Genomic DNA, 23,178 nt, shown 5'->3' on the forward strand with positions numbered 1-23,178 from the left:
CTGGAAGGCGATGCCTCAGACTCCCGGACCCCTCATTGTTCAGTCCGACCGCACTCTCCTGCTCGAGGTCGACCACCCGCTGGCCGATGAGTGCCGTCATGCCATCGCGCCCTTCGCAGAACTCGAACGCGCTCCCGAGCACATCCACACCTACCGGCTGACCCCTCTGGGACTGTGGAACGCGATAGCCGCCGGCCATGACGCCGAACAGGTGGTCGACGTCCTGATGCGCTACTCGCGCTACCCGGTGGCCTCCTCGCTGCTGGTCGACGTCACCGAGACGATGGGCCGCTACGGCCGGGTGCGGATCGAGAAGCACCCCACTCAGGGGCTGGTGCTGGTCTCCACCGACAAGGCGGTGCTCACCGAGGTGCTGCGCTCCAAGTCGGTGCGCGGCCTGGTCGGCGACCAGATCGACGAGGAGACCGCGGTCGTCCACCCGTCTCAGCGGGGCACCCTGAAGCAGGCCCTCCTGAAGCTCGGCTGGCCGGCCGAGGACCTGGCGGGGTATGTCGACGGCGAGCATCACGACATCGAGTTGCGCGAGGAGGGCTGGGCGCTGCGCCCCTACCAGAGGGTCGCGGCCGAGTCCTTCTGGGACGGTGGCTCGGGGGTCGTCGTGCTTCCCTGCGGGGCCGGCAAGACGATGGTCGGCGCGACGGCGATGTCGCTGGCGCAGTGCACCACCCTGATCCTGGTGACCAACACCGTCTCGGCGCGCCAGTGGAAGGACGAGCTGGTGCGCCGGACCTCCCTGACCGCCGACGAGATCGGCGAGTACTCGGGATCGCGCAAGGAGGTGCGCCCGGTCACCATCGCCACCTACCAGGTGATCACCACCAAGAGGCACGGCGTCCACCCCCATCTGGAGCTCTTCGAGGCCCGCGACTGGGGACTGGTGATCTACGACGAGGTGCATCTGCTGCCGGCCCCGGTGTTCCGGATGACCGCGGACCTGCAGGCCCGCCGGCGTCTGGGGCTGACCGCCACCCTGGTGCGCGAGGACGGCCACGAGGAGGACGTCTTCACCCTCATCGGACCCAAGCGCTACGACGCCCCGTGGAAGGAGATCGAGGCCCAGGGCTGGATCGCACCGGCCGACTGCGTCGAGGTGCGGGTCAACCCCACCGAGGACGAGCGGATGGCCTGCGCGCTGGCCGAGCCCGACGTCCGCTACCGGATGGCCTCCACCCTGGCCTCCAAGAACTCCGTGGTGCGCGATCTGGTGGAGCGCCACCGCGGACAGCCCACCCTGGTGATCGGACAGTACGTCGACCAGTTGGAGGAACTCGCCGACGAGCTGGGCTGCGAGATCATCACGGGGGCGACGACGTCGCTGAGACGCCAGAAGATCTACCAGCAGTTCCGCGACGGCGAGATCAGTCTGCTCGTGGTGAGCAAGGTGGCCAACTTCTCGATCGACCTGCCCAGCGCCGAGGTGGCCATCCAGGTGTCGGGAGCGTTCGGTTCGCGCCAGGAGGAGGCCCAGCGGCTGGGCCGGCTGCTGCGCCCAAAGGACGGCCTGGTGGCACGGTTCTACGCGGTGGTCTCCCGCGACACCGTCGACGCCGACTTCGCCGCCCACCGGCAGCGCTTCCTCGCCGAGCAGGGGTACTCCTACCGGATCGTCGACGGCGGGGAGCTGGACCGGATCAACGAGGGCTGAGGGTCAGGCGCCGCACTTCGACGGGTCGTGGGTCTGCGAGGTACAGATCCACGGGGTGCCCAGGCCGTTGAACTTCTTCGTCGGCTTCTCTGCGCCACTGGATGCGTAGAGGGTCGTGAGAGCGTTCCCGTCCGCCTGTTCCGTGAGCGTGTAGTAGTCGCCGACCGCGACAGTGGAATCCTTGGACGGGTAGGTCGTCGTTCCTGGCCTCAGCCCGCCGTCCTCACTGTCGGTCTTGTCCCAGGGCGCCCTGTAGGTGCGTGTCACGGTGAGCTTGACCGAGCTGTCGGACATGGTGGTCACGGCGAACTCCATGACGGTCAGGCACTCGTCGCCGCCGCATCCGTCCATGTCATAGGTACGGGAGGCGGACTCGGCAGTTCCGTTGTCCCTGATGATCAGCGATAGACCGTGCAGTTCCCATTGGTGGCTGAATCCGTCGGGAAGGCCGGTCTGCCCGGTCTCAGGTTCGGCCGGAGTGGGAGTGCTCGTGTCCTCAGCGGTCGGCGTGGTGTCGGTGGCTGTCGCGCTGGTCCTGGAGACCTTGGGAGCCGGTGTCGGTGTCGGCACCAGCACCGACGATGTCGAAGGCGCCGGGCTGGGGGTGTCAGAGGCATCCGCGTCCTGGTTCCCGCAACCCGCCGCCGAGATCACCAGAGCCATCGCCGCCAGGGCACAGAGTCTTCTCATCACACACCCCATGCGACCACAGACCACGCTGCCTGCACAGCACCCAGTTCGGGGGACAGGTGCGGGTGCCGATCAGTCCAGCGAGTCCAGGAGAGTGCGCCAGGAATGCACCAGGCCGACGTCGACCCAGGCCTTGTAGGAGCCGAGAGGACGGGCCGGCCGGCCGATGTGGAAGGCCCGCACACCCGCTCTCATGAGCCAGGGGACGTGCTCGGGAGCCAGGCCGCCGCCGGCCATCATGAGCTCGGCGGCCCTGAGGCTCGAGCGGGCCATGGAGATGAGCTCGTCCAGGCCGTGCTCCACGCCGCGGGAGGAGCCGGCGGTGAGCACCTGGTCGACCCCGGGCAGCTGCATGATCGTGGCCCAGGCGTTGCGCGGACGCAGGGTGGCGTCGATGGCGCGGTGGAAGGTCCACCGGCAGGGCGGGGTGCCGGCCAACAGCCTCATGACGTCGACGTCAACCTCCGTGTCGGCGTTCAGGAATCCCATCACGACGCCCTCGGCGCCGGTGTCCAGGTAGCTCTCGATGAGACCGCGCAGCCTGCTGAGCTCTCCACCGTCGGTGCTGAACCCCTCGCGCAACCGCACCATCGGTCGCACCGGGATGTCGACGGCCGAGACGGCCCTGGCCACAACAGCGGGCTCGGGCGACATCCCGCCGTCGGTCAACGAGCCCAGCAGTTCTATCCGGTCGGCCCCTCCTTCGGCGGCTCTCCGGGCATCGTGCTCGTGGCGGCAGATCACCTCCAGCAGTGCCATGGACCAATCCTGCCGCTCCGGGCGGCCTCACGTGCCCGGACGCGCCGTCAGCGGGCTCGAAGGCTGCGCCGCCAGGCCCACCCCAGGGCCACGATGAGCACGACGAGGACGATGAGGGTGATGACCGACCCCTCGGCGCCGAAGGAGCCACCGGTGAGAGTGACGGACGATCCTGCGGCGGGCGTCTGGGTGAGGGCCGATCCTCCGAAACCCAGGCCCGAGACGTCGAAGCCCAGCACCAGGCCCTGGGCCCAGTTCCACACGGCGTGGAATCCCATCGCCGCCCACAGGTCGCCGCGCCACAGCACGAGCAGCCCGAGCATCACCCCGAAGGCCGCCACATTGCCCAGCGCGACCGGGGTGACGCCCGGATTGGAGCCGTGCAGGACCGCGAAGATCACCGCCTGAGCCACCAGCCCCGCCCAGACCCCCCACCGGGCGGCCACCGTCTGCATGAGGTAACCGCGGATCGCCGCTTCCTCCGCCGATCCCTGGATCGCGAAGAGAACGAGGAGTCCGACGACGCCCGCCAGCGCGGCCGGCCTCATCCCCGACCAGTGGAAGCGGACCTGCCCGCAGGCCGCCATCGCCACGGCGTCGACGATGAGGATGAGGAAGGCGATGCCGATTCCCAGAAGGATGTCGGCACGGCGTCCCGCCAGTCCGATGCTCCTCGGCGGGCGGTGCTCGGCGAATCTCAGCCACGCCCAGATGAGGATCCACACCGGAATGAATGAGCAGAGCAGGGCGATCCCCGACGCGGTGGCCGACAGGTGAGGGGCGATGAGCTGAACCGGGAGCGCCACGACCATCTGACCCACGGCGATGAAGGCCGCGCCGAGGATGACGGCCAGCACAGGGTGGGTGGGGCCGGCACCGGCGAGGAACCGGTCAGTGGGCGTGGCGAGGCTGCTCTTCCGGAGTGACGTCACAGCACGCACAGTATCGCCAGGCCGCTGCGGTACCGCTTTCTGGTGGGGCGCCGGGGTTCCCACCCGACCACTGGCGAAGTTTCTCTCGTTCATCCCCGTTTCTGCCGCTGGATATGGCGTGTATTGATACTACTGACGTGTTTTCTATCGTCGCATTCACAGGACCTTCCCTCCTCGAAGAGCCAGCGCATAGCTTCCCGCCATGGATCGCACACGAATATCCCCCGCTGCACTGCTCATCATCGCCCTCCTCACCGCCCTGTCGGGCATCTCTCTGGCCGGCTGCTCCTCGCGTGACGCATCTCCCCCGGGTGGCTCCACTCGGGTTACGGCGCCCGCATCAGCCTCTTCGCCCTCGGCCGCGGCGACCGGGGATCCGCTGGGAGACGCCTTCGCCGAGCGGAGGGCAACCCTCGACGACACGGCGATGAAGCTCGAGCTCTTCCCGATCCGCCGCTCCGGAAAGGTCGCGACGCTGACCGCCAGGCTCACCATTGAGAAGGCGACCACCGACGTCCAGGGGTTCCTCTCCCCGTTGAGCCGGACCCGGACGATCACCGATCCCGCACCTGCCGGGTTCACTCTCGTGGCCCGCGAGGAGGGCAGGGCCTACCTGCCTGCCGAGGATTCCGAGAAGCAGCCGCTGTGCAGCCCCGCCATCGACAACGTGGAGACCGGCGACGTCATCATCGTCTCGTGCCTGTTCGGGGCTCCCGCCGCATCGACAACCGCCGTCGATGTGCAGGTCGTCAACTTCGGGAATTACCATGGCGTCCCGCTGGTCTGACCGGTCGGCCCCGGCGAGAGCTGCTGCCGTGGCGGGCCTCGTGATCGTGCTCAGTGCCGGGCTCGGCGTCGTGGCAGGTACGAGGACGGAGGATGCGATGGCGGCACCCGGCGCATCGCTCCCCGCACGGACGCAGACCCCCGATCCTCTCGGGGAGCCGGCGTCATTCCCGACGGTCGACCTGCGATCGCGCACCGTGAGCCTCGTGCCGGTCACCCGGGACCTCGGCGACGTGGCCGAGGAGAGGACCTCGGAGCGCGCCTACGACGTCCGACTCAACGCCAATGTCCTGTTCGCCAAGGACTCGGCGGTGATCCGGCCGCAGGTCTCGAGTCGGCTGTCCCAGATCGCCGCCGAGCTGAAGAAGCGTGGGCCGGGCGCGGTGACGATCAACGGCTACACCGACGACCTGGGTTCCGAGGAGCACGGCCTGGCGCTGTCGCGGTCCCGGGCCGCGGCGGTTCGGGCGGTCCTGGAACCACAGCTGCCCGGGTACCGGATCACCAGCATCGGCAGGGGCGAGGCCGATCCCCTGGTGCCCAACGAGAACGAGGCGGCACGAGCCAGGAATCGCCGCGTGGAGATCCACTACGAGAAATCCTGAGCGGGCTCTGTCGAGTTGATGCGGAATGACCCGCATCAACTCGACAGAGCGCGAGGAGTTCGGGAGGAGGAGCTGCCATGAAGGCTCGGACAGTGGTCCCGGCACAGCTCATGAGTATCGCCCGGTTCCAGAGCGGCGTGGTGAGTCGAGGCCAAGCCCTTGAGGCGGGCCTGACCCATACCGGGATCCGGGGTTTGGTCGAGACCGGGCGTTGGAAGCACCTCGCGCGCGGCATCTACAGCACGGGGGAGATCGGGTGGGAGCAGTTGTTGTGGGCCGGGGTCCTCATCGGCGGGCCGGGGTCGACAGTGGGCGGACTGGCAGCGGCCCATCAACTCGGCATTTCGCCTCAGCCCGAGACGATCGACATCTGGGCACCGCGCGCGGCCTCGTACCGCCGACGGGCTGCACCGAGCCCCTGGGACTTCCACCGTGGCATCCGGGCTTCGCGGGGCAATCCTCCGCATCTGAGCGTCGAGGAGACGGTCCTCGATCTGTGCGCGGCCTGCGGCCCGGACGGCATCACCTCGTGGATCGGCAAGGCGGTCGGCGGGTGGCTCACCACCCCGGACCGGATCCTCGCCGCGCTGGATCGGACACCCAACCTGAGGAACCGCAAGCTCATCAGGGAGTGCCTCGAGGTCATCTCCGACGGCTCCAACAGTGCCCTGGAGGCCCGGTACCGGCGCGACGTCGAGCAGGCGCACGGGCTTCCGACGGGTCGCCGACAGAAATCGGTGTCGTCGGGCACCGCCTCGGACGTGGTCTACCAGGAGTACGGCACCATCTCGGAACTGGATGGGAAACTGGGGCACCGGGGAGACGGTGAGGTACGCGACGCATGGCGGGACTCGAAGCACCTCCTCCTCGGGTTCGTGACCCTCCGCTTCGGATGGTCCGATGTCGCCCAGCGCCCGTGCGAGGTTGCGGCCCGGGTCGCAGATGTCCTTCGAATGCGCGGCTGGGACGGCCTGCCCCAGCGGTGCCCCGACTGCCTGCACATCGCCTGACGGGCCCGGGATCTGTCGAGTTGATGCGGAATGACGGACATCAACTCGACACAGCTCGGATTCCTCAGGCTCGTCAGGACAACTGCCTGACGCGATGCTTGAGGTCGTTCATGAACGCGGCACAGTCGACCTGGGAGATCGCCGGGAAATAGCTCCCTGATCCATCGCTCATGTAGAAGAAATCAACAGAGGCCACGTAGTTCGCGTAGTAGACGCGGCATTCGATGGTGCCAAGACCCGGATCCTGATCACCGCGCTCCGCGACGCGGTACACCTCCCACATGCCTCCTCTGCCATCCCGAGTGGATCTGAAGGAGTACGTTCCGCCCCAGGCCGCGCCCCGCGCATCCCGGGTACGGTCACCCAGCGTGCAGGCGCTGCGCCAGAACCACTTGGCATCATTGCGCGTGCCGAACGCCACCAACGATCCAGATGTCTCGCTGGCCTGTCGCGAGTACTTCACTGTGGCGTCGGTGCCGAACTCCTGATAGGCGATTGCTTTTCCCATGCCTTCGCTCTGCAGCTGAGACCTCAGGTCATTGTCCCGACAGGCATGATCCTCCCCCAGACCTGCGGTCTGAGCATCGTCGCTGTCCAGGGAGTTCTTCACCAGCGTGGCTCCGCTGACGGCCGCGCCCTGATTCCTGATCCCGCCGAGTCCGGTCGTGAACACTCGGCTCGCATCCTCCGCCTTCAGCTTGGGCCCTCCCGGCCAGTACCACCACGCCCCTGCGCCGGCCAGAGCCAGCACCAGGGTCCCCACGATCACCAGCATGATCGCGCGCGTTCGGTGTGACTTCACCGGCGAGGCGGGAGACGACACTGTGACGACCGGAGCCCCGTATGCCGAGGGAGCCACCCGAACCATCGGAGGAGCCCAGGCTCTCTGCGGCGGGACGACCGGCTGCCCAGCGGCATCCACGTAGAACGCCCAGCCCGCCGGAGCAGGAGGCCATGATGGATCGGGTGCCCACCCTTGAGGCGGCAGGTAGCTCGGATCGGGAGGAACAGGCCAGCCAGGAGCTGGGAGGAAGCGAATGCTGACACCCACGTCAGGGTCACCCGAGGTCATGGCTCTCACGCTATTGAGAACCATCACAACGAGGAATCCCCAGTTCGGAGGACGCGGGGCGGCGGCACCCGAGGCTCTCGGGCAGTGTCGAGTTGATGTGGAATGACCAACATCAACTCGACAGTGCCCTTGGGGAAGACGAGGACGGTGGCCCTGCGCCGCAGAATCGCGTCACGCAGAGCCACCGCCGGGGGTTCGAAGGGGGTCGCCCCTCGCCTTTCAGAACAGGATCACATCATCCCGCCCATGCCACCCATGCCGTCCATGTCGCCGCCGGCGGGAGCCTTGACGGGCTCGGGCTTGTTGGCGATGACGGCCTCGGTGGTGAGGAACAGAGCCGCGATGGAGGACGCGTTCTGCAGGGCGGAACGGGTCACCTTCGCGGGATCGATGATCCCGGCGTCGACCATGTTGACGTACTCGCCGGTGGCGGCGTTGAGGCCCTCTCCGGCAGGCAGCCCGGCGACCTTCTCAGCGACGACGCCGCCCTCGAGGCCGGCGTTCACGGCGATCTGCCTGAGCGGCGCGGTGCAGGCGTCGAAGACGATCTGCGCACCGGTGGCCTCATCGCCCTCGAGGCCGGGGACATCGGCAGCCTTCGCGGCCTGGATCAGGGCGACACCGCCTCCGGGGATGATGCCCTCCTCCACGGCGGCCTTGGCGTTGCGCACGGCGTCCTCGATGCGGTGCTTGCGCTCCTTGAGCTCCACCTCGGTGGCCGCGCCGACCTTGATGACGGCCACGCCGCCGGCCAGCTTGGCGAGACGCTCCTGGAGCTTCTCCCGGTCGTAGTCCGAGTCGGAGTTCTCGATCTCGTTGCGGATCTGGGTGACCCGGCCGGCGATCTGCTCGGAGTCCCCGGCACCGTCGATGATGGTGGTCTCGTCCTTGGTGACGCGCACCGAGCGGGCCTTGCCCAGCAGGTCGAGGGTGACGGCGTCCAGGGACAGGCCGACCTCCTCGGAGACAACCTCGCCACCGGTGAGGATGGCGATGTCGGCCAGCATGGCCTTGCGGCGATCGCCGAAGCCCGGGGCCTTGACGGCGACGGACTTGAAGGTGCCGCGGATCTTGTTGACGATGAGGCCGGCCAGGGCCTCGCCCTCGACGTCCTCGGCGATGACCAGCAGCGGCTTGCCCGACTGCATGACCTTCTCCAGAACCGGAAGGAGATCCTTCAGGTTCGAGACCTTCGAGTTGACGATGAGGACGTAGGGATCGTCGAGGACGGTCTCCATCTGCTCGGTGTCGGTGACGAAGTACCCGGAGATGTAGCCCTTGTCGAAGCGCATGCCCTCGGTGAGCTCGAGATCGAGCCCGAAGGTGTTGGACTCCTCGACGGTGATGACGCCTTCCTTGCCGACCTTGTCCATCGCCTCGGAGATGACCTCGCCGACGGTGGCGTCGGCGGCCGAGATCGACGCGGTGGCGGCGATCTGCTCCTTGGTCTCGATGTCGATGGCCTGCTCGGAGATCTTGGCGCTGATGGCCTCGACGGCCTTCTCGATGCCGCGCTTGAGGCTCATCGGGTTGGCTCCGGCCGTCACATTGCGCAGACCCTCGCGAACCAGGGCCTGGGCCAGCACGGTGGCGGTGGTGGTGCCGTCTCCGGCGACGTCGTCGGTCTTCTTGGCGACCTCCTTGACCAGCTCGGCGCCGATCTTCTCGTAGGGATCGTCGAGCTCGATCTCCTTGGCGATGGAGACGCCGTCATTGGTGATGGTCGGGGCGCCCCAGGACTTCTCCAGGACGACGTTGCGGCCCTTGGGGCCGAGGGTGACCTTGACCGCGTCGGCGAGGGTGTTCATACCCTTCTCCAGCCCGCGGCGGGCCTCGATGTTGAATTCGATGAGCTTAGCCATGTTTGTGGGGAGTCCTCCGCTCCGGTGGGCCACTGGGCCCTGGACGTCAGGTCTGCATGTGACGGGATCCGCCGACCCCGTGATGTGCGCCTCCCGTGATGCCCGCGACGGACGATCTGGTGATCTCATCACCGGAAACGACGTCGTGCCCGGAGCTCGCAACACCGATCACGACGATGGCACTCTCACTAGCCGAGTGCCAACATCATTTTTAGCACTCGCCCCAAGGGAGTGCAAAGAGTCGTTTCCGCAACTGCACGCAGGAGTCCGGCGGCCGATCACTCCAGCCGGTCGGCGGAGCGGGCCGCGCGACGCTGCTCGCGGACCCGTCTCAACCTGCCGATGAGGGCCGGGGAGTGCGAGGCCGCCACGGGATCGTCGAGCAGCTCATTGAGACGCTGGTGGTAGCGGGGGGACGAGACGCCCAGCCGGTCGCGGATGAGGGCCTCCTTGTCATCGCTGAGACGCCCCAGCTGCCAGGCGTCCTCCAGCTCCAGCAGCGCGGCGTCGGAGGGGGCCAGCCCGTCCTCCGGATCATCCTGATGGCTGTTCGTCGTCACCGTGAGATTCTACTCGGCGGGCCTTCCCGATCCGTCGCGCCGACGACCCGGTGGAGTTGTGGGTCGGACCTGTCATGATTGAGGTGCGGGCCCGCCGCGACGGTGCGAAGACCGGGCCCCCACGACTGGGAGGAATCTCGATGGAGCGGCTGTCCGGCAGCATCAGGAACTACGCCTGGGGGTCGATGGACGCGATCCCGCACATTCTGGGCAGCGAACAGGACGGCCTTCCCCAAGCCGAGTACTGGCTGGGAGCCTACGAGTCGGATCCGTCCTCGGCGGCCGAGTCGTCGCTGCTGGAGAGGTTGCGCCTGCACCCTGAGGAGCTCGGCGACGCGAGCAGGAGGCGGTTCGGCGACCGGCTGCCCTTCCTGCTGAAGGTCCTCTCGGCAGCCAAGCCGCTCAGCCTCCAGGCCCACCCCGGCCGTCAATCGGCCCGCGACGGGCACGCACGATCCATGGCGGCGGGGGTCGAGGCCCAGCAGCGCACCTTCGTCGACGACTGGCCGCGCCCCGAACTGATGGTGGCGCTGAGCGACGTCGAGGCCCTGTACGGTTTCCGCGATCCTCTCCACACCCGCGCCCTGTTCGACGCCCTGGGGACCAGGACCTCCCTCGACCCGGTGCTCGGGCCGCTCACCGAAAGGTCGGGGCCGGCGGCCCTCGCCGAGGTCTTCCTGGACGCCCTGACGGTCGACTCGAAGCGCCGGGCGATGTCCCGGGAGGTCGTCTCGGCCGCCGTCAACCACGTCGGCGAGGACAGCGATCTGGGCGAGTTCTGCCGCACCGCCGTCCAGCTGGACGAGCATCGCCCCGACGACTCCACGATCCTCGCCGCCCTGCTGCTCAACCGCGTCCACCTGTCGCCGGGCCAGGCGCTCCGGGTACCGCCGGGCACCCTCCACACCTATCTGTCGGGGACCGGGGTCGAGATCTCGGCCAACTCCGACAACATCGTGCGCGGCGGGCTCACCGACAAGCTCATCGACGTCGACGCGCTCATCAGCATCGTCGATTTCACGTCCTGCGGAGCCCACCTCGTCGATCCGGCCGGTGACGGCGAGCTGGACGAGTACCCCACCGATTTCCCCGAGTGCCGGCTGTGGGCGCTGCATCTGAGGCCCGGGAATGTCCGGATGCTCCCGGCCTCCGGCAGCCCCAGGATCCTGCTGGTGCTCGGCGGTCACGCGGTGTGCTCCAGCTCATCGGGTACCGAGGAGACCGTCAGAGGCCACGCCCTGTGGATTCCCGCCGGCGAGCAGGTTCAGGTGCAGGGCAACTGCGACGGATTCCTGGCCGGCGTCGGAGCCGTCCAGGGGTGATCTCATGCAGTCGTGACGTCCGCGACATGATGGGGGGCATGACACAGAAGATGAATGTGGAGAGCTTCAACCTCGATCACACCAAGGTGGCCGCCCCGTTCGTGCGGGTCGCCGACGTCAAGCACCTGCCGAAGGGCGACACTCTCACCAAGTACGACGTGCGGTTCTGCCAGCCCAACCAGGACCACCTGGAGATGCCGGCCGTCCACTCCGTGGAGCACTCCTTCGCCGAGTGCGTGCGCAACCACTCCGACGCTGTGATCGACTTCGGGCCGATGGGCTGCCAGACCGGCTTCTACCTCATCATGGCCGGAGAGCCCGATGTCCCGGCCACCTGCGACCTGGTGGAGTCCACTTTCAACGACATCCTCGGGTTGGACGCCGTTCCGGCCGCCAACGAGACCCAGTGCGGCTGGGGAGCCCATCACAGCCTGGAGGCCGCCCAGGAGGCCGTCCGCGGCATGCTGGCGCACCGCTCGGAGTGGGAGCAGGTGATGGCCTGAGGGCCGTCAGCGACGGGATGGCCCGCCACCATGACGAGTAGGGTGCTCACCCCAACGGCCAGCCCAGACGCGCTCTTGCCGCGACTGCCACCGCGAGCACGTCCGGATGGTCCAGCGGCCGGCTGAAGGCGGGGGCCGGTGGGAATGAATCGCTCGCACCGGTGAACACGACCATGGGGTCCCCGGTGATCGTCGAGGGCACCACGAGCCCGTCGATGCGGCCGGCGAGTTCGGCGGCCATGGCCGCGGCCCAGGCTCGGCAGCCCGATCGGGGCGCGCTGGTCAGCGAGGCGGTGGCCCCGTGGCGCACCGTCCAGTCGTCGCTCGCCGGATCGAGCAGGTTCAGGGCCCGGGCCGGGTACCAGCCCGACAGGACACGGTCGCCCGACACCTCGATCCTCGCGTCGTCGAAGAAGACCTCGGAGATGCACGTCACGGGGTCCGGCGCCGTGTACGAGACGCCGATCCCGGGGTGATCACCGACGGGCGGCGGCTGGGGATCCCACCGGTTGTCCTCGATCGGGCCCCGGGTGCGCAGGCCGTCCCAGGCCGCCGGATGCGCCCCGGAGACGGTGTGGATCCGCCACAGCGCGCCGGTCCACGTTGCGATGTCGCCCTTGGCCAAGCTCAGCGGGACCCGCGGTGCCCGGGGATTCCTCGTCCTGCGCCGAGGGCTCACCGCCACGCCTGCTCGGCCGCGGCAGCCACCACCGGGGCGACGTCGCCGCCCTGGGCCAGCCAGTCGACCGGCGAGCAGTCATCGAGACGCTCACGGGGACGCGTCATGAACCGCTCGACCGACGCCGGGCTCCAGAAGTCCGGCAGCGCCGCCACCACGGCCCTCAGACCGGGGGTCACACGGTGGTCCCCGGTGAACTGCCAGGCCGGGAACCGGGATCCGCGTCCGGGCCCGTCATCCAGGCCGTACAGGTCGCCGCGAGCCTTCAACCGCCGGACGCTGGACGCCGGCCGACCCAGAACCTCAGCGACCTCCTCGGTGGTCAGGCTCTCGCGGCGCATCCGGTTGGCGGCCTCCGCCCGGTCGGCCTCCAGGACCGCCCGGTCGCGAATCCGGGACTCGGCCGACAGATCGGCGGCACTCAGCCCGCTGTGGGCCAGGAGGAAATCCCGCTCACCCCCGAGAGGGGCTCGGTGATCGCCCCGGTGGCCTCGCGGACCGCTTCAGCAGCCTCGGCCGGTGTGATCGCATGGCCCCGGCGGGCCAGCGCCGCAGAGAGCCGTTCGGCATAGGTCGCAGTCATGGGATCACCTCGTCCGGTTCAGCTGGTGATCATCGTGATACGCCGTAGCAGGATGTGACATTGACGTGTCCGCGCTGACCCACGCACGCTGGACGGCGAGGGGGCGGTCCCGCGACGGATCCTCGGGTCGCCGCTCGCAAATCAGTAGTGATAGCGGGCTTGGAGGATGACGAGATCCTCACCGTCGGCCAGGTACACCAGCCGGTCCTCGTCGGTGATCCGCCGGGACCACGACCCAGGGGCACCGTATTTGAGCTGCTCAGGCTTGCCGATGCCGGCGAACGGGTCCCGAAGGCAGGCGTCGATCAGCGTGTTGATGCGCTTGAGGACTCTGCGGTCCGCGGTCTGCCAGTAGGTGTAGTCCGCCCAGGCGTTGCGGTCCCAGACCAGCCGCACTCAGTCCTCCCGGTCCAGATCGTGAGTCTCGGTCCCGCCGGATCGAGCGCGCTCGTAGGCGTCGAGCAGCCGGCGGGCGTTGGCCGGGGAACGGAACAGATAGGCGGTCTCCTGCCAGGCCGTGTACTCGTCGGCCGGCATGAGGACGGCGTTGCCGTGCTTCGAGACGATCTCGACGGCGTCGCGGTCCTGGTTGACCCGCTCAATGAGAGGGAACAGGGTCCTACGCGCCTCAGAGGCCGACAGGGACATGAGACTCACCTCCATGATCAGGACATCAACTGGTACAAGATTATGGTACTCCACCATGACCACGACAGCCGTGTAGGACGAGTTCCGAGGTGGAATCGCCGGACCAGCTCCCCGCCAGGCTGCACGGCCGAGACCGGATGCTCGTTGCGGGCTGTCACCTGGTGCAGGGCACCCTTCGGTGTTCCGGCCAGGGGCTGAACGATGACGAGAGGGCGGTGCCGGATCTGTGCGATGACTTCGGCGGCGTGTGCGGCATCGCCGAGTACGAGACACAGACGGGCGACCATTCGACCGCAGCGGTCCCATCCGTCACTGATCTGACGCGGGAGAGGCGGATTCGTCCGTGGCGGCGGCGCCAGACTGGTCGATGTCGATCCCAAATCGGTCGAAGATCGTGTGCGAATCGCCGGCCCAGGACGTGATTTCGGGGACGAGGTCCGGTCGGATCAGGTTCATGAGCGCCTGCTGGTGGGCGATTACCGCGATCCAGCCACCGACCAGTCCCTCGAGGGACCACTGTTGTTCGCCGGTCGTGATGTGGTCGAGGATCGCGTGGGCGTCGTCCGTGTGGGCGATCTGGGAGTAGATCAGGGTCCCGGAAAAGTCGGTCAGTGTGTGGTGTGACTAGGGGTTGAGCCGGGTTCGGCGTGTCATGTGGGCGGGCGAGGCCATCCCGGATTGGATGGAAGTACCTCTACAATCCGTCCAGCCGTAAGGGCCCCGCCCGCGATGCCACCCTCCCCCACAGCGCCGCCCTCACGCACGTCTGACACGCCCGCACCCGACCCCCGGCTGGCCGATCACCTGGCCCGTGTCCCCGATCCCCGGAAGGCCCGTGGCAGGCGTTACCCGTTGTCAGGACTCCTTCTGGTCGCCGTCTCAGCGGCGATGGCCGGCTGCCGGGGATTGGCCGCCACCGGCGAGTGGGCCGCCCGGCTGACCGTCGCTGCGCTGGCCGGGTTCGGACTGCGAGCGGCTCACGGCGAGTCGACCCTGCGCACACTGTTCTCTCGTATCGATGCCGCCGCCCTGGACGCCGAACTGTGCCTGTACGCCTGGACCCGCACCACCACCATCGACGGGCGCCGGGTCATCGCGATCGAGCGGGTACCCTGCGGGGCTCCCGCTCAACCGTCGAGAAGGCCCGTCATCTGGTCGCCGGCCTCGATCACGCCTCCGGGACGGTGGTCGCCCAACAGGTGGTGGAGGCCAAGTCCACCCAGATCCCCGCGCTGCCCGCCATGATCGCCACCCTGGGCCGGCGTGCCGCCGGTGCGGTGATCACCGCCGACGCCCTCCAGCACCTGGACCGCCTCGGCGACCGCGATCCTGGCCGCCGGGGCGGACTACCTGTTCACCGTCAAATCCAACCAGCCCACCTTGTTGAAGAGACTGGCCGAAGTCTCCCACGCTGAGTGACGATGGCCAGAGATCGACACTGGGCGATGACACATATGGGTGCTTCCGTGCACACCACGCGCTCGAGGCACCTCCGGAGATGTGCCTCGAATCGTCATCTGAGCCTGCAATGACGCCATCTGCTGGAGCCTGTGACAGGAATCGAACCCGCGACCATCGCTTTACAAGAGCGGCGCTCTACCAACTGAGCTACACAGGCGCAGCCCCGCGGGGCCACGTCACATTCTGGCAGGCCGACGCCGGGCTGGGAAATCCGTCATGCCGCCGTTCAGCGGACGGCGTCGATCAGTTCCTGCCTGGCGCCGACCATCGACGGTCCGTACCAGGCGAGCCTCTGCCCGTCGACCAGCCTCACATCGGCGCCCGGGAAGGCCTCGGGGCCGTCGTCGGCGGTGAAGTGGTAGGGCTCGTCGGGCAGCACGATCCGGTCGGCGCCCAGCCCCCGCAGCACCTCCAGGTCCACGTGCGGGTAGCGGGTGCCGTCGTCGGGCAGATCCACCAGTTCGACCCCGCAGTGATGCAGCAGGTCGGCGATATATGTCGCCGGCCCGGCGCACATCCAGGGATCCCGCCAGATGGGGACGATAGCGGTCAGCACCGGTTCAGGGGCCGGGGCGCTCCACTCTGCACGCGCCTGCCCCAGCCAGTCGGGCTCGGCCAACCCGATCGCCTCCCGGAGCAGCCGGGCAAGGCTGGCCACTGCGTCCTCGGCCCCGTCGATGCTCGTCACCCACACCGCCAGGCCGGCCTCGCGTAGGGCGTCGACGTCGAACTGCCGGTTCTCCTCTCGGTTGGCGACGATGAGGTCGGGCTCCAGGGCAGCGACAGCCTCGCGGTTCGGGTTCTTGGTGCCCCGCACCCGGGCCACCGGGTGCCCGGCGCGCTCCTGGATGTCCGTGGGCCGGACGCACCAGTCGGTGCACCCCACCAGTGTCTGCGGGCAGGTCAGCGCGATCGCCTCCGTGATGGAGGGCACCAGGCTCACGATGCGCCTGGCAGGCTTGTTGAGTTCGACAGGAGTTCCGAGGTCGTCGAGGATCACGGTCCCCACAGTAGGGCCGCACCGATGGCCATCAGCGCCCAGGCGACGCACTGCGTCGTCTCGTTGAGGGAGCCGAAGGTGTCTCCGGTCATCCCGCCGAGTCGCCGGATCAGATGCCGCGACCAGACCTGCGCCCAGCCCAGCGCCAACGCGCATGCCGCGACGACCAGCACCGCGCCGGCCCAGCCGGCGACCAGCCAGCCCAGGCCGGCCCACACCACGCCGAGCACGGCAAGGTTCAGAGCCGCGGCGCGGGGAGCCGTCACCCCGGCGACCAGCGACCCGAATCCGCCGGGTCGGGCGCACGGCACGCTCGGCAGGGTGGCCAGCAGGATCGATGCACGCCCGACGGCTGGGCCCACCAGGATCAGCAGGCCGAACCGCCACCAGGCCCCGGCTCCGAGGCCGGCTGAGGTGGCGGTGAGGCTGGTCAAAGATCCCAGGTCGATGAGCAGCACCATGAGCAGGCTGATGACGCCCATCGGCCCGATGTCGGACTGCTTCATGATGGTCAGCGCCTGTTCGGCCGGCTTGCGCGAGGACAGCCCGTCGGCGGTGTCGGCGACCCCGTCGAGATGGAATCCGCCGGTCGCCCCGGCCAACCAGCCCAGGGCCAGCACGCCGGCCAGCCAGGATCCGGCGCCGGCGGCCAGTACTCCCCCGGCGACCAGTCCGGCGACGACGCCCAGCAGCATGCCCATCCAGGGGAAGGCACGGATAGCCCGGGTGGCGATCCGCCTGTCGATATTCGGCAGCACCGGCGCGGGGATGATCGAGAACAGCGCGAATGCCGACACGATGCCCAGCAGCGGTCCGGGGATGCGGGCCGGCCTCGGCCTCTCGATGCGGTGGGTGGGCTCATCGATGCGGCGGGTCGGTTCCGCGTTGACGTCCTCGACGGCCTGCCAGGCCGATTCGTGGTCGTCGCGGTTGCTGCTGTGAGAAGTCATGCCCACCTCTTCGCGATGCCGGCCACACACACCCACACCTCGTCGCAGGCCCCCGCGACGGCGGCGTTGAGCCGGCCGAGTTCATCGCGGAACATCCGTCCTGACGCCGTCTCCGGGACGACCCCCATACCCACCTCGTTGGAGACCAGCACGACCTCGCGGGTGGTGCGGCCGACGGCGTCGACCAGCTCGTCGACGCGGGAGCGCAGAGACTCCTGCCACCCGTCCTCCCCGGTCCAGGCGCCGACCTCGTCGAGGATTCTGGTGATCCACACGCCCAGGCAGTCGACCAGCACCGGCGAGTCCTTGCGGTCGAGCAGTACGGCGGCGATGTCGAGGGTCTCGACGGTCGTCCAGGACTCCGGACGCCGGGCCCGGTGGATCCGGATCCTCTCCTCCCACTCGGGGTCGTCGGGATTGCGGGCCGAGGTGGCCACGTAGGTCACCTCGGGGAACCTGGAGACCCGGCTCTCGGCCCAGGTGGACTTGCCCGAGCGGGCCCCTCCCAGGACGATCGCGCGCACCGGACGCGCGTCGACGGGAGTCGGCTTGAACACAGTCACCGCGACGCCCCCTCCTCGATCCGGTCCGCCTCATCGGCCGGCAGGTCGATCTCGCCGGTGACCTTGATGTCGGTGACCGCGGCGTCCTCGAAGGTCGCCATCTCGTTGAGGATGTGCGCGGCGGCCTGGATGATCGGCAGCGCGAGCACCGCGCCGGTGCCCTCCCCCAGCCGCAGACCCAGATCCAGCAGGGCCGGCAGCCCCAGCCTCTCCAGGGCCGCGGTGATGCCGGGTTCGGCTCCGGCATGGCCGGGCACCAGGAAGTCGGCGGCGTCGGGGGCGATGGCGATGGCCAGCAGGGCCGAGGAGCAGGCGATGACGCCGTCGATGACCACCGGTACCCGATGGGCCGCGGCGCCCAGCACCAGTCCGGCCATCGCGGCGTGCTCGAATCCGCCCACCTTGGTGAGCGCGCCGACCGGATCGGCGGCGTCGGGACGGTTGACGTCGAGGGCCTGTTGGATGACGGAGATCTTGTGGGCCTGACGCCGGCTGTCGGCGCCGGCTCCGCGCCCGGTCACCGCGTCGACGGGGAGCCCGGTGAACAGGGAGATGAGGGCTGCGGCGGGGGTGGTGTTGGCGATCCCCATCTCGCCGGTGATCAGGATGTCGGCGCCCTGGGCGACGGCCTCGTCGGCCGTCTCGATGCCCACCTCAAGGGCACGGATCGCCTCGTCGAGGGTCATCGCGGGGCCCTGCGAGATGTCGTCGGTGGAGCGGCGCACATTACGGTCCCGCACCCCGCTGCCGGCCGGCAGCGCAGTGGCCACACCGACGTCGGTGACCCACACCCGGGCGCCCATCTGGGCCGACAGGACGCTGATGCCGGCGCCGCCGGCAGCCATATTGCCGGCCATCTGGGCGGTGATCTCCTGAGGATCCGGGGAGACGCCCTGAGCCCAGACGCCGTGGTCGCCGGCGAACAGGCCGACCACCGGATGCGAGGGCACCGGCACGGGCAGCTGCGAGCTCATCCCGGCGAGCCGGATCGACAGCGCCTCCAGCTGCCCCAGCGAACCCTCGGGCTTGGTGAGGATCTGCTGGCGGTCATGGGCCGCGGCGAGAGCCTGCGGGTCGGCGGGCCTGATCGCCGTGACGGTCCGAGCGAGAAGGGAGTCGGGCGCCAGGGCGCCGGGAAGTCGGGGGTCGGCCATGCTGGAATCTCCTGATCCCGGGCACGCGGCCCGACGTCCGGAACCCTGTGTCCTCGCAGGATCCGGCATCGTGGAGGCCAAGCACCCGAATGCTCGTCGGACTCCGGTCGGAGCCCGCGGCCCCCGGCGATGATCTGGCTCGCGCATCAGCGCTCACAGTGGCGGGACCGCCCCGGACCTGGCGGGCAGAGCCCGCCGCACCGGTGTTCCACCTGGGACCGCCGACGATTCTCCCACATGCTGGTTGGATGGCGTCATGGACGTCCTCGTACTCGGCGGCACCGGTCGTGCCCGGCGCCTCGCCCAAGAATTGGTGGATCGGCGGATCGACGTCGTCACCTCGCTGGCCGGGGTGACGGCGTCGCGAAGCCCCGTACCGGGAGCCGTGCGCGTCGGCGGCTTCGGCGGGGTGGAGGGGCTGTCCGCGTTCCTCCGGGAGAACCGGGTGCGGGCCGTGGTGGACGCCACCCACCCGTTCGCCGGGACGATGAGCGATCATGCCGCCCGGGCCGCCGCACAGGTCGGCCTGCCGCTGCTGCGTCTGAAGGCCCCCAGCTGGCGGGGCCTCGACGATGCCCGGAACTGGACGTGGGTGGCCGGCCACCAGGATGCGGCGCAGGCCGCCCGGGAGGCCGGCGGCCGGGTGCTGCTGACGGTCGGACGCCAGCCGGTTCCCCACTATCTGGCCGCCCTGGCGGACCGCAGTGTCATCGCGCGGTGCATCGACGCCCCCGACGTGCGGCTGCCGCTGTCGTGGACAGTGCTGCGCGACCGAGGCCCTTTCGGGCTGGAGGCCGAGCGGGCCCTGCTGGCCGGCGTGGACGTCCTGGTCTCGAAGGACTCGGGGGGCTCTGAACCGGATCCGAAACTGGTGGCCGCCGGGGAGCTCGGCACCGCCGTGGTGATGATTTCCAGGCCGCCGGCACCGGCCTACGGCGAGGAGGTTCCCGAGGTGGCCGAGGCGTTGGACCGTCTGGTCGCCGCCATCGTCTAGTGGTCGGAGGGGCGACGCTCCTCGGCCTCGGTGTGGTCCAGATCCAGCCCGGCGACGTCCCCGACCACCGTGATCGCGGGGGGCCGCACGCCGGCCTCGGCCATCGCGTTGGCCACCTCGGCCAGGGTGGTGGTGAGCACGGACTGGTCGGGCAGGGAGGCCTGGCGGATCACCGCGACCGGGGTGTCGGCGGCCAGCCCTCCGCCCATCAGGTCCGACGAGATCTGCTTGATGTGCGCCACACCCATGAGGATCACCAGGGTGGTGCCGCATTGGGCGAGCCGGCCCCAGTCGAGTTCGGAGCGTGAGTCGCCGGGGGCCACGTGGCCGGACACGACGGTGAATCCCTGCACCATGTGGCGGTGGGTCAGCGGGATCCCGGCGAGCTCCGGACCGGCCACTGACGACGTCACCCCGGGGATGATGCGCACCGGCACCCCGGCGGCGGCGCAGGCCTGCCACTCCTCCCCGCCGCGCCCGAAAACGAAGGAGTCCCCGCCCTTGAGCCGGACCACCTTCTCACCGGCCCGGGCGTGCTCGACGAGCAGTTCGTTGATCCGCTCCTGGGGGACGTACTCACCGCCGGGAACCTTGCCCACCCGGATCTTCTCGGCCTCGGGCGCCTCTTCGAGAACGGCCAGCGGGGCGAGCCGGTCGTAGAGGATGACGTCTGCCTGGCGCACCGCCTGGAGCCCGGCGAGGGTCAGCAGGCCGGGATCTCCGGGGCCGCCGCCCACCAGGGTGACGGTGCCGGGCACCAGGTCGGGGGCATACCGGGGGACGGTCATCGGTTCTCCTTGGTGTTGATAGACCCTGAGTTGATAGGCCCTGAGTTGAGAACTGCCAGCGCGTCGGCCAGCCGGGCGTGGGTGTCGGAGTCGCGTACCGCGAGCCGTATCCAGGTGGGTCCCAGCCCGGGGAAGGTCTCTCCCCGCCGGACGGCGAATCCCATGCAGGCCAGCGATTCCCTCACCGATTCCTGGCCGATCGAGGAGGTGTCGACCAGCACGAAGGGGGCGCCCGACTCGATGACGCGCAATCCGAGGGTGCGCAGTCTGGCGGTGAGGTCGTCGCGCATGGCCGGAAGGCCGGCGGCCAGCCGGGAGCGGTGTCGTTCAGCCTCCTCGCCGCAGCAGGCGATCATCGCCGCGATCGCCGGGGTGGAGACCGACCACGCCTGCTGCTGGGCGGCCAGTCGCGCGATGAGCCGCCGGTCGCCGACGGCGTATCCGGCGCGGATCCCGGCGAGCCCGTAGGTCTTGGTGAGGGATCGCAGCACCAGCACCCCCTCCATCCGGGGGCCGATGAGGGTCTGGACGCCGTCGGTGGCGTCCATGAAGGCCTCGTCGACCACCAGAATGCGGCCCGGCCTGGCCAGTTCGCGCAGCGCGGCGGCCGGGTGAAGGGCTCCGGTGGGGTTGGTGGGATTGCCGATGACCACCAGGTCGGCGTCGCGCGGGACGGACGCCGGGTTGAGGGCGAAGCCGTTCCCGGGGCCCAGGATGAGGCGGTCGACGTCGTGGCCGGCGGTGCGCAGCGCGGCCTCGGGTTCGGTGAACTGGGGATGGACCACCACGGCGTGGCGCGGGTGGAATGCTCGGGCGACCAGGACGAAGGCCTCGGCCCCGCCGTTGGTGGGCAGCAGCATCGCGGGGTCGACGTCGTGGTGGCGGGCCAGTGCGGCCCGGGCGGGCGCGGGGTCGGGGTAGGCCTGCCAGCTGGGTGCGGAGGCGGTGATGGCGTCGACCAACCAGTCGGGTGTGTGGTCGACGCGCACGTTGACGGCCAGATCGACCAGGCCGGGGGCGACGTCGTGGTCCCCGTGGTGGTGAAGATCGGGTTCCGGAGCCGGGGCCTGCGGACCCGGCCCACTCGCCGAACCCGACCCGTCCGGAATAGTAGCGAGCCTTGAAGAGCGCAGGGGGATCGCGCCCGCCGTTGACCGGGCCGCGTATGCCCACGCCTCGGCGGCGAACTTCGCCGCGCATGCCGGTGCCCCGGCCCAGTGGAGATGCAGGTAGGAGGCATGGACGGTGGGCCGGCCGAGACCTGCCGGATCCATGGACGCGCCCTCCTCGCGGATGCTCCCGTCGGGCGTGGTGAAGGCCCAGGCGGGCTGTGGATCGTCGCAGAGGTTCGTGACCCCGGTGCGGTGGAACTCGTGACCGATGACGCGCTCACCCGCCCCGGCGAGCAGGGTGTCCGCGGGAGCAGTGGCATCCCGGTATCCCATGGTGAGACGGCGTCTCATCGCCGCGTCGAGGGGTAGCACCCCGGTCATCGGGTGCCCGTCGAGGGTGCGGCAGAGCATGAGCAGCCCGGCGCACTCGGCGACCACCGGCATCCCGCCGGCCACATGGGCGCGGATGGACTCGTGCAGGGACCGGTTGGCCGACAGCTCGTCGGCGTGCATCTCGGGGAACCCGCCCCCCAGGTAAAGCCCGCAGATGTCCTCGGGCAGCGCGGTGTCGGTCAGGGGGTCGACGTCGACCACCCGGCAGCCGGCGGCCTCCAGCAGCTCGGTGGTCTCCGCATACCGAAAGGTGAATGCCCGACCCGATGCAATTCCTATGAGGGGGGAGGCGACTCCCCTCGCGCTCGCCAGGGCGTCCCATCCGGCGCTGGCCCTCAGCGCCTGGGCGGGATCCCAGGGGATCGCGTCCAGGTCGGGCGCGGACGCGGCCACCTCCATCACGGCGTCCAGGTCGACATGCTCGGCGATCAGCCCCGCCAGAGCCTGCACCTGGGCAGTTGAGGCGTCGCGCTCTGCGGCGGGCACCAGACCGAGGTGCCGTGAGGGCACGGCAATCTCCTTGTCGCGGGGGATCTCGCCGAGCACCGGGATGCCCAGACCCTCGACTCCACGGCGGATCTCGGCACCGTGCCGGGCTGATCCGATCTGGTTGAGGATCACCCCGGCGATCCTCACGTCCGGGTCGAATCCGGCCAGCCCGGCCACCACCGCGGCATGGGTCAAGGACGCATGGCTGGTGTCGACCACCAGCACCACCGGGGTGCCGGTGAGCTTCGCGATCTGCGCCGAGGACCCGGCACCGTCGCCCAGCCGCCCGTCGAACAGTCCCATCACGCCCTCGATGACCGCCACATCTGCCGGTTCGGGGGTGGCGAACCCGTGGGCCAGCAGGGGCGCCATGAGATCGGCCCCGCACATCACCGAGTCCAGGTTGCGTCCCGGGCGTCCGGTGGCCAGGCCGTGATAGCCGGGATCGATGTAGTCGGGCCCCACCTTGAACGGCGCCACCTCGCGACCGGCGGCGCGCAGCGCGGCCATCAGGCCGGTGGCCACGGTGGTCTTGCCGCCGCCGGAGGCCGGGGCGGCGATGAGGACTCTCGGGATGCGCACCTCTTCATGCACTGA

24 protein-coding genes, 1 tRNA gene and 1 pseudogene are annotated in these 23,178 nt (G+C 69.5%); 8 read left to right on the forward strand and 18 right to left on the reverse strand.

The genetic code is table 11. The features are described 5' to 3' along the window. Positions 1-10 precede the first annotated feature (10 nt). Positions 11-1,666 carry a DNA repair helicase XPB gene (locus JS278_RS12125; RefSeq protein WP_114045413.1) on the forward strand — a complete coding sequence of 552 codons (1,656 nt, stop codon included), beginning with the start codon at positions 11-13 and terminating at the stop codon, positions 1,664-1,666. A 3-nt stretch (positions 1,667-1,669) separates the two neighbouring features. On the opposite strand, the gene JS278_RS12130 is transcribed toward JS278_RS12125, so the two are convergent. From JS278_RS12130 to JS278_RS12140, 3 genes are all read right to left on the reverse strand, one after another. Next, positions 1,670-2,356 carry a hypothetical protein gene (locus JS278_RS12130; RefSeq protein WP_147243202.1) on the reverse strand — a complete coding sequence of 229 codons (687 nt, stop codon included), beginning with the start codon at positions 2,354-2,356 and terminating at the stop codon, positions 1,670-1,672. Positions 2,357-2,428: 72 nt separating this feature from the next. Continuing rightward, positions 2,429-3,115, reverse strand: a complete 687-nt coding sequence (locus JS278_RS12135; protein WP_114045415.1) for a copper homeostasis protein CutC — start codon at positions 3,113-3,115, stop codon at positions 2,429-2,431. Positions 3,116-3,162: 47 nt separating this feature from the next. Continuing rightward, positions 3,163-3,927, reverse strand: a complete 765-nt coding sequence (locus tag JS278_RS12140; RefSeq protein WP_425451510.1) for a CPBP family intramembrane glutamic endopeptidase — start codon at positions 3,925-3,927, stop codon at positions 3,163-3,165. A 322-nt stretch (positions 3,928-4,249) separates the two neighbouring features. Here JS278_RS12140 and JS278_RS15865 point away from each other — a divergent pair, with 322 nt between their 5' ends. The 3 genes from JS278_RS15865 (at position 4,250) to JS278_RS12155 (ending at position 6,448) form a co-directional block, all read left to right on the forward strand. After that, positions 4,250-4,834 carry a hypothetical protein gene (locus JS278_RS15865; protein WP_147243203.1) on the forward strand — a complete coding sequence of 195 codons (585 nt, stop codon included), beginning with the start codon at positions 4,250-4,252 and terminating at the stop codon, positions 4,832-4,834. 40 nt (positions 4,835-4,874) lie between these two features. Continuing rightward, positions 4,875-5,438: an OmpA family protein gene (locus JS278_RS12150; protein WP_181833713.1), complete on the forward strand. Its 564-nt coding sequence runs from the start codon at positions 4,875-4,877 to the stop codon at positions 5,436-5,438. Between the two features lie 77 nt (positions 5,439-5,515). Further along, a complete protein-coding gene (locus JS278_RS12155; RefSeq protein ID WP_114045419.1) occupies positions 5,516-6,448 on the forward strand; it encodes a type IV toxin-antitoxin system AbiEi family antitoxin domain-containing protein in 933 nt (310 codons plus the stop codon). Between the two features lie 73 nt (positions 6,449-6,521). Here JS278_RS12155 and JS278_RS12160 read toward each other — a convergent pair whose 3' ends face one another. The 3 genes from JS278_RS12160 to JS278_RS12175 form a co-directional block, all read right to left on the reverse strand. Next, on the reverse strand, positions 6,522-7,223 hold the full coding sequence (locus JS278_RS12160; RefSeq protein WP_114045420.1) for a hypothetical protein: 702 nt from the start codon (positions 7,221-7,223) through the stop codon (positions 6,522-6,524). Between the two features lie 527 nt (positions 7,224-7,750). Beyond that, a complete protein-coding gene (groL, locus tag JS278_RS12165; RefSeq protein WP_114045421.1) occupies positions 7,751-9,382 on the reverse strand; it encodes a chaperonin GroEL in 1,632 nt (543 codons plus the stop codon). Between the two features lie 278 nt (positions 9,383-9,660). Beyond that, positions 9,661-9,942, reverse strand: coding sequence for a DUF3263 domain-containing protein (locus tag JS278_RS12175; RefSeq protein WP_114045423.1), 282 nt, complete (start codon positions 9,940-9,942; stop codon positions 9,661-9,663). Between the two features lie 140 nt (positions 9,943-10,082). Here JS278_RS12175 and manA point away from each other — a divergent pair, with 140 nt between their 5' ends. Together manA and JS278_RS12185 are read left to right on the forward strand one after the other, a co-directional pair. Beyond that, positions 10,083-11,264: a mannose-6-phosphate isomerase, class I gene (gene manA / locus JS278_RS12180; RefSeq protein WP_114045424.1), complete on the forward strand. Its 1,182-nt coding sequence runs from the start codon at positions 10,083-10,085 to the stop codon at positions 11,262-11,264. 38 nt (positions 11,265-11,302) lie between these two features. Further along, on the forward strand, positions 11,303-11,767 hold the full coding sequence (locus JS278_RS12185; RefSeq protein WP_114045425.1) for an S-ribosylhomocysteine lyase: 465 nt from the start codon (positions 11,303-11,305) through the stop codon (positions 11,765-11,767). A gap of 46 nt (positions 11,768-11,813) precedes the next feature. Here JS278_RS12185 and JS278_RS12190 read toward each other — a convergent pair whose 3' ends face one another. The 6 genes from JS278_RS12190 to JS278_RS16055 form a co-directional block, all read right to left on the reverse strand. Further along, a complete protein-coding gene (locus JS278_RS12190; protein WP_181833714.1) occupies positions 11,814-12,446 on the reverse strand; it encodes an RES family NAD+ phosphorylase in 633 nt (210 codons plus the stop codon). Beyond that, positions 12,443-12,787, reverse strand: a complete 345-nt coding sequence (locus JS278_RS12195) for a hypothetical protein (protein WP_114045427.1) — start codon at positions 12,785-12,787, stop codon at positions 12,443-12,445. Before JS278_RS12195 ends, JS278_RS12190 begins: the two co-directional genes overlap by 4 nt. A gap of 80 nt (positions 12,788-12,867) precedes the next feature. Then, positions 12,868-13,029, reverse strand: coding sequence for a hypothetical protein (locus JS278_RS16050; protein WP_181833715.1), 162 nt, complete (start codon positions 13,027-13,029; stop codon positions 12,868-12,870). Positions 13,030-13,170: 141 nt separating this feature from the next. Next, entirely contained in the window at positions 13,171-13,425 is a 255-nt protein-coding gene (locus tag JS278_RS12200) for a Txe/YoeB family addiction module toxin (RefSeq protein WP_114045428.1), read from the reverse strand. Beyond that, positions 13,426-13,677 (reverse strand): type II toxin-antitoxin system Phd/YefM family antitoxin, encoded by a 252-nt coding sequence (locus tag JS278_RS12205; protein WP_114046308.1) that lies wholly within the window; start codon positions 13,675-13,677, stop codon positions 13,426-13,428. Between the two features lie 309 nt (positions 13,678-13,986). Beyond that, on the reverse strand, positions 13,987-14,133 hold the full coding sequence (locus JS278_RS16055; RefSeq protein WP_181833716.1) for a hypothetical protein: 147 nt from the start codon (positions 14,131-14,133) through the stop codon (positions 13,987-13,989). A 396-nt stretch (positions 14,134-14,529) separates the two neighbouring features. Between JS278_RS16055 and JS278_RS16425 the strand changes: the two genes are divergently transcribed. Beyond that, on the forward strand, positions 14,530-14,922 hold the full coding sequence (locus JS278_RS16425; RefSeq protein ID WP_245935107.1) for a transposase family protein: 393 nt from the start codon (positions 14,530-14,532) through the stop codon (positions 14,920-14,922). Positions 14,923-15,219: 297 nt separating this feature from the next. On the opposite strand, the gene JS278_RS12220 is transcribed toward JS278_RS16425, so the two are convergent. From JS278_RS12220 to cobT, 4 genes and pseudogenes are all read right to left on the reverse strand, one after another. Further along, a tRNA-Thr gene (locus JS278_RS12220) sits at positions 15,220-15,295 on the reverse strand. A 69-nt stretch (positions 15,296-15,364) separates the two neighbouring features. After that, positions 15,365-16,135 carry a helical backbone metal receptor gene (locus JS278_RS12225; RefSeq protein ID WP_114046310.1) on the reverse strand — a complete coding sequence of 257 codons (771 nt, stop codon included), beginning with the start codon at positions 16,133-16,135 and terminating at the stop codon, positions 15,365-15,367. Continuing rightward, positions 16,135-17,088 carry an adenosylcobinamide-GDP ribazoletransferase gene (locus JS278_RS12230; RefSeq protein WP_114046309.1) on the reverse strand — a complete coding sequence of 318 codons (954 nt, stop codon included), beginning with the start codon at positions 17,086-17,088 and terminating at the stop codon, positions 16,135-16,137. Before JS278_RS12230 ends, JS278_RS12225 begins: the two co-directional genes overlap by 1 nt. Beyond that, positions 17,085-18,805: pseudogene (gene cobT / locus JS278_RS12240) on the reverse strand (nicotinate-nucleotide--dimethylbenzimidazole phosphoribosyltransferase). The gene JS278_RS12230 and the pseudogene cobT overlap by 4 nt, the downstream one beginning before the upstream one ends. 256 nt (positions 18,806-19,061) lie before the next feature. Between cobT and JS278_RS12245 the strand changes: the two are divergent. Further along, the gene (locus JS278_RS12245) at positions 19,062-19,799 is read left to right on the forward strand and encodes a cobalt-precorrin-6A reductase (RefSeq protein WP_114045432.1); all 738 of its coding nucleotides are present in this window, start codon (positions 19,062-19,064) and stop codon (positions 19,797-19,799) included. Here JS278_RS12245 and cobA read toward each other — a convergent pair. Together cobA and cobBC are read right to left on the reverse strand one after the other, a co-directional pair. Beyond that, positions 19,796-20,587: a uroporphyrinogen-III C-methyltransferase gene (gene cobA, locus JS278_RS12250; RefSeq protein ID WP_114045433.1), complete on the reverse strand. Its 792-nt coding sequence runs from the start codon at positions 20,585-20,587 to the stop codon at positions 19,796-19,798. The two genes, JS278_RS12245 and cobA, sit on opposite strands and share 4 nt — an antisense overlap. Then, entirely contained in the window at positions 20,584-23,163 is a 2,580-nt protein-coding gene (cobBC, locus tag JS278_RS12255; protein ID WP_114045434.1) for a bifunctional hydrogenobyrinic acid a,c-diamide synthase/histidinol phosphate aminotransferase CobBC, read from the reverse strand. Before cobBC ends, cobA begins: the two co-directional genes overlap by 4 nt. Positions 23,164-23,178: the final 15 nt, after the last annotated feature.

The organism is Acidipropionibacterium virtanenii (genome assembly GCF_003325455.1).
Lineage (GTDB): Bacteria > Actinomycetota > Actinomycetes > Propionibacteriales > Propionibacteriaceae > Acidipropionibacterium > Acidipropionibacterium virtanenii.

Coding starts and splice junctions, on each gene's coding strand:
- JS278_RS12125 (WP_114045413.1), top strand. CDS start 11: ATGCCTCAGACTCCCGGACCCCTCATTGTTCAGTCCGACCGCACTCTC.
- JS278_RS12130 (WP_147243202.1), bottom strand. CDS start 2,356: ATGAGAAGACTCTGTGCCCTGGCGGCGATGGCTCTGGTGATCTCGGCG.
- JS278_RS12135 (WP_114045415.1), bottom strand. CDS start 3,115: ATGGCACTGCTGGAGGTGATCTGCCGCCACGAGCACGATGCCCGGAGA.
- JS278_RS12140 (WP_425451510.1), bottom strand. CDS start 3,927: ATGGTCGTGGCGCTCCCGGTTCAGCTCATCGCCCCTCACCTGTCGGCC.
- JS278_RS15865 (WP_147243203.1), top strand. CDS start 4,250: ATGGATCGCACACGAATATCCCCCGCTGCACTGCTCATCATCGCCCTC.
- JS278_RS12155 (WP_114045419.1), top strand. CDS start 5,516: ATGAAGGCTCGGACAGTGGTCCCGGCACAGCTCATGAGTATCGCCCGG.
- JS278_RS12160 (WP_114045420.1), bottom strand. CDS start 7,223: ATGCTGGTGATCGTGGGGACCCTGGTGCTGGCTCTGGCCGGCGCAGGG.
- groL (WP_114045421.1), bottom strand. CDS start 9,382: ATGGCTAAGCTCATCGAATTCAACATCGAGGCCCGCCGCGGGCTGGAG.
- manA (WP_114045424.1), top strand. CDS start 10,083: ATGGAGCGGCTGTCCGGCAGCATCAGGAACTACGCCTGGGGGTCGATG.
- JS278_RS12185 (WP_114045425.1), top strand. CDS start 11,303: ATGACACAGAAGATGAATGTGGAGAGCTTCAACCTCGATCACACCAAG.
- JS278_RS12195 (WP_114045427.1), bottom strand. CDS start 12,787: ATGCGCCGCGAGAGCCTGACCACCGAGGAGGTCGCTGAGGTTCTGGGT.
- JS278_RS16050 (WP_181833715.1), bottom strand. CDS start 13,029: ATGACTGCGACCTATGCCGAACGGCTCTCTGCGGCGCTGGCCCGCCGG.
- JS278_RS12205 (WP_114046308.1), bottom strand. CDS start 13,677: ATGTCCCTGTCGGCCTCTGAGGCGCGTAGGACCCTGTTCCCTCTCATT.
- JS278_RS16055 (WP_181833716.1), bottom strand. CDS start 14,133: ATGAACCTGATCCGACCGGACCTCGTCCCCGAAATCACGTCCTGGGCC.
- JS278_RS12230 (WP_114046309.1), bottom strand. CDS start 17,088: ATGACTTCTCACAGCAGCAACCGCGACGACCACGAATCGGCCTGGCAG.
- JS278_RS12245 (WP_114045432.1), top strand. CDS start 19,062: ATGGACGTCCTCGTACTCGGCGGCACCGGTCGTGCCCGGCGCCTCGCC.
- cobA (WP_114045433.1), bottom strand. CDS start 20,587: ATGACCGTCCCCCGGTATGCCCCCGACCTGGTGCCCGGCACCGTCACC.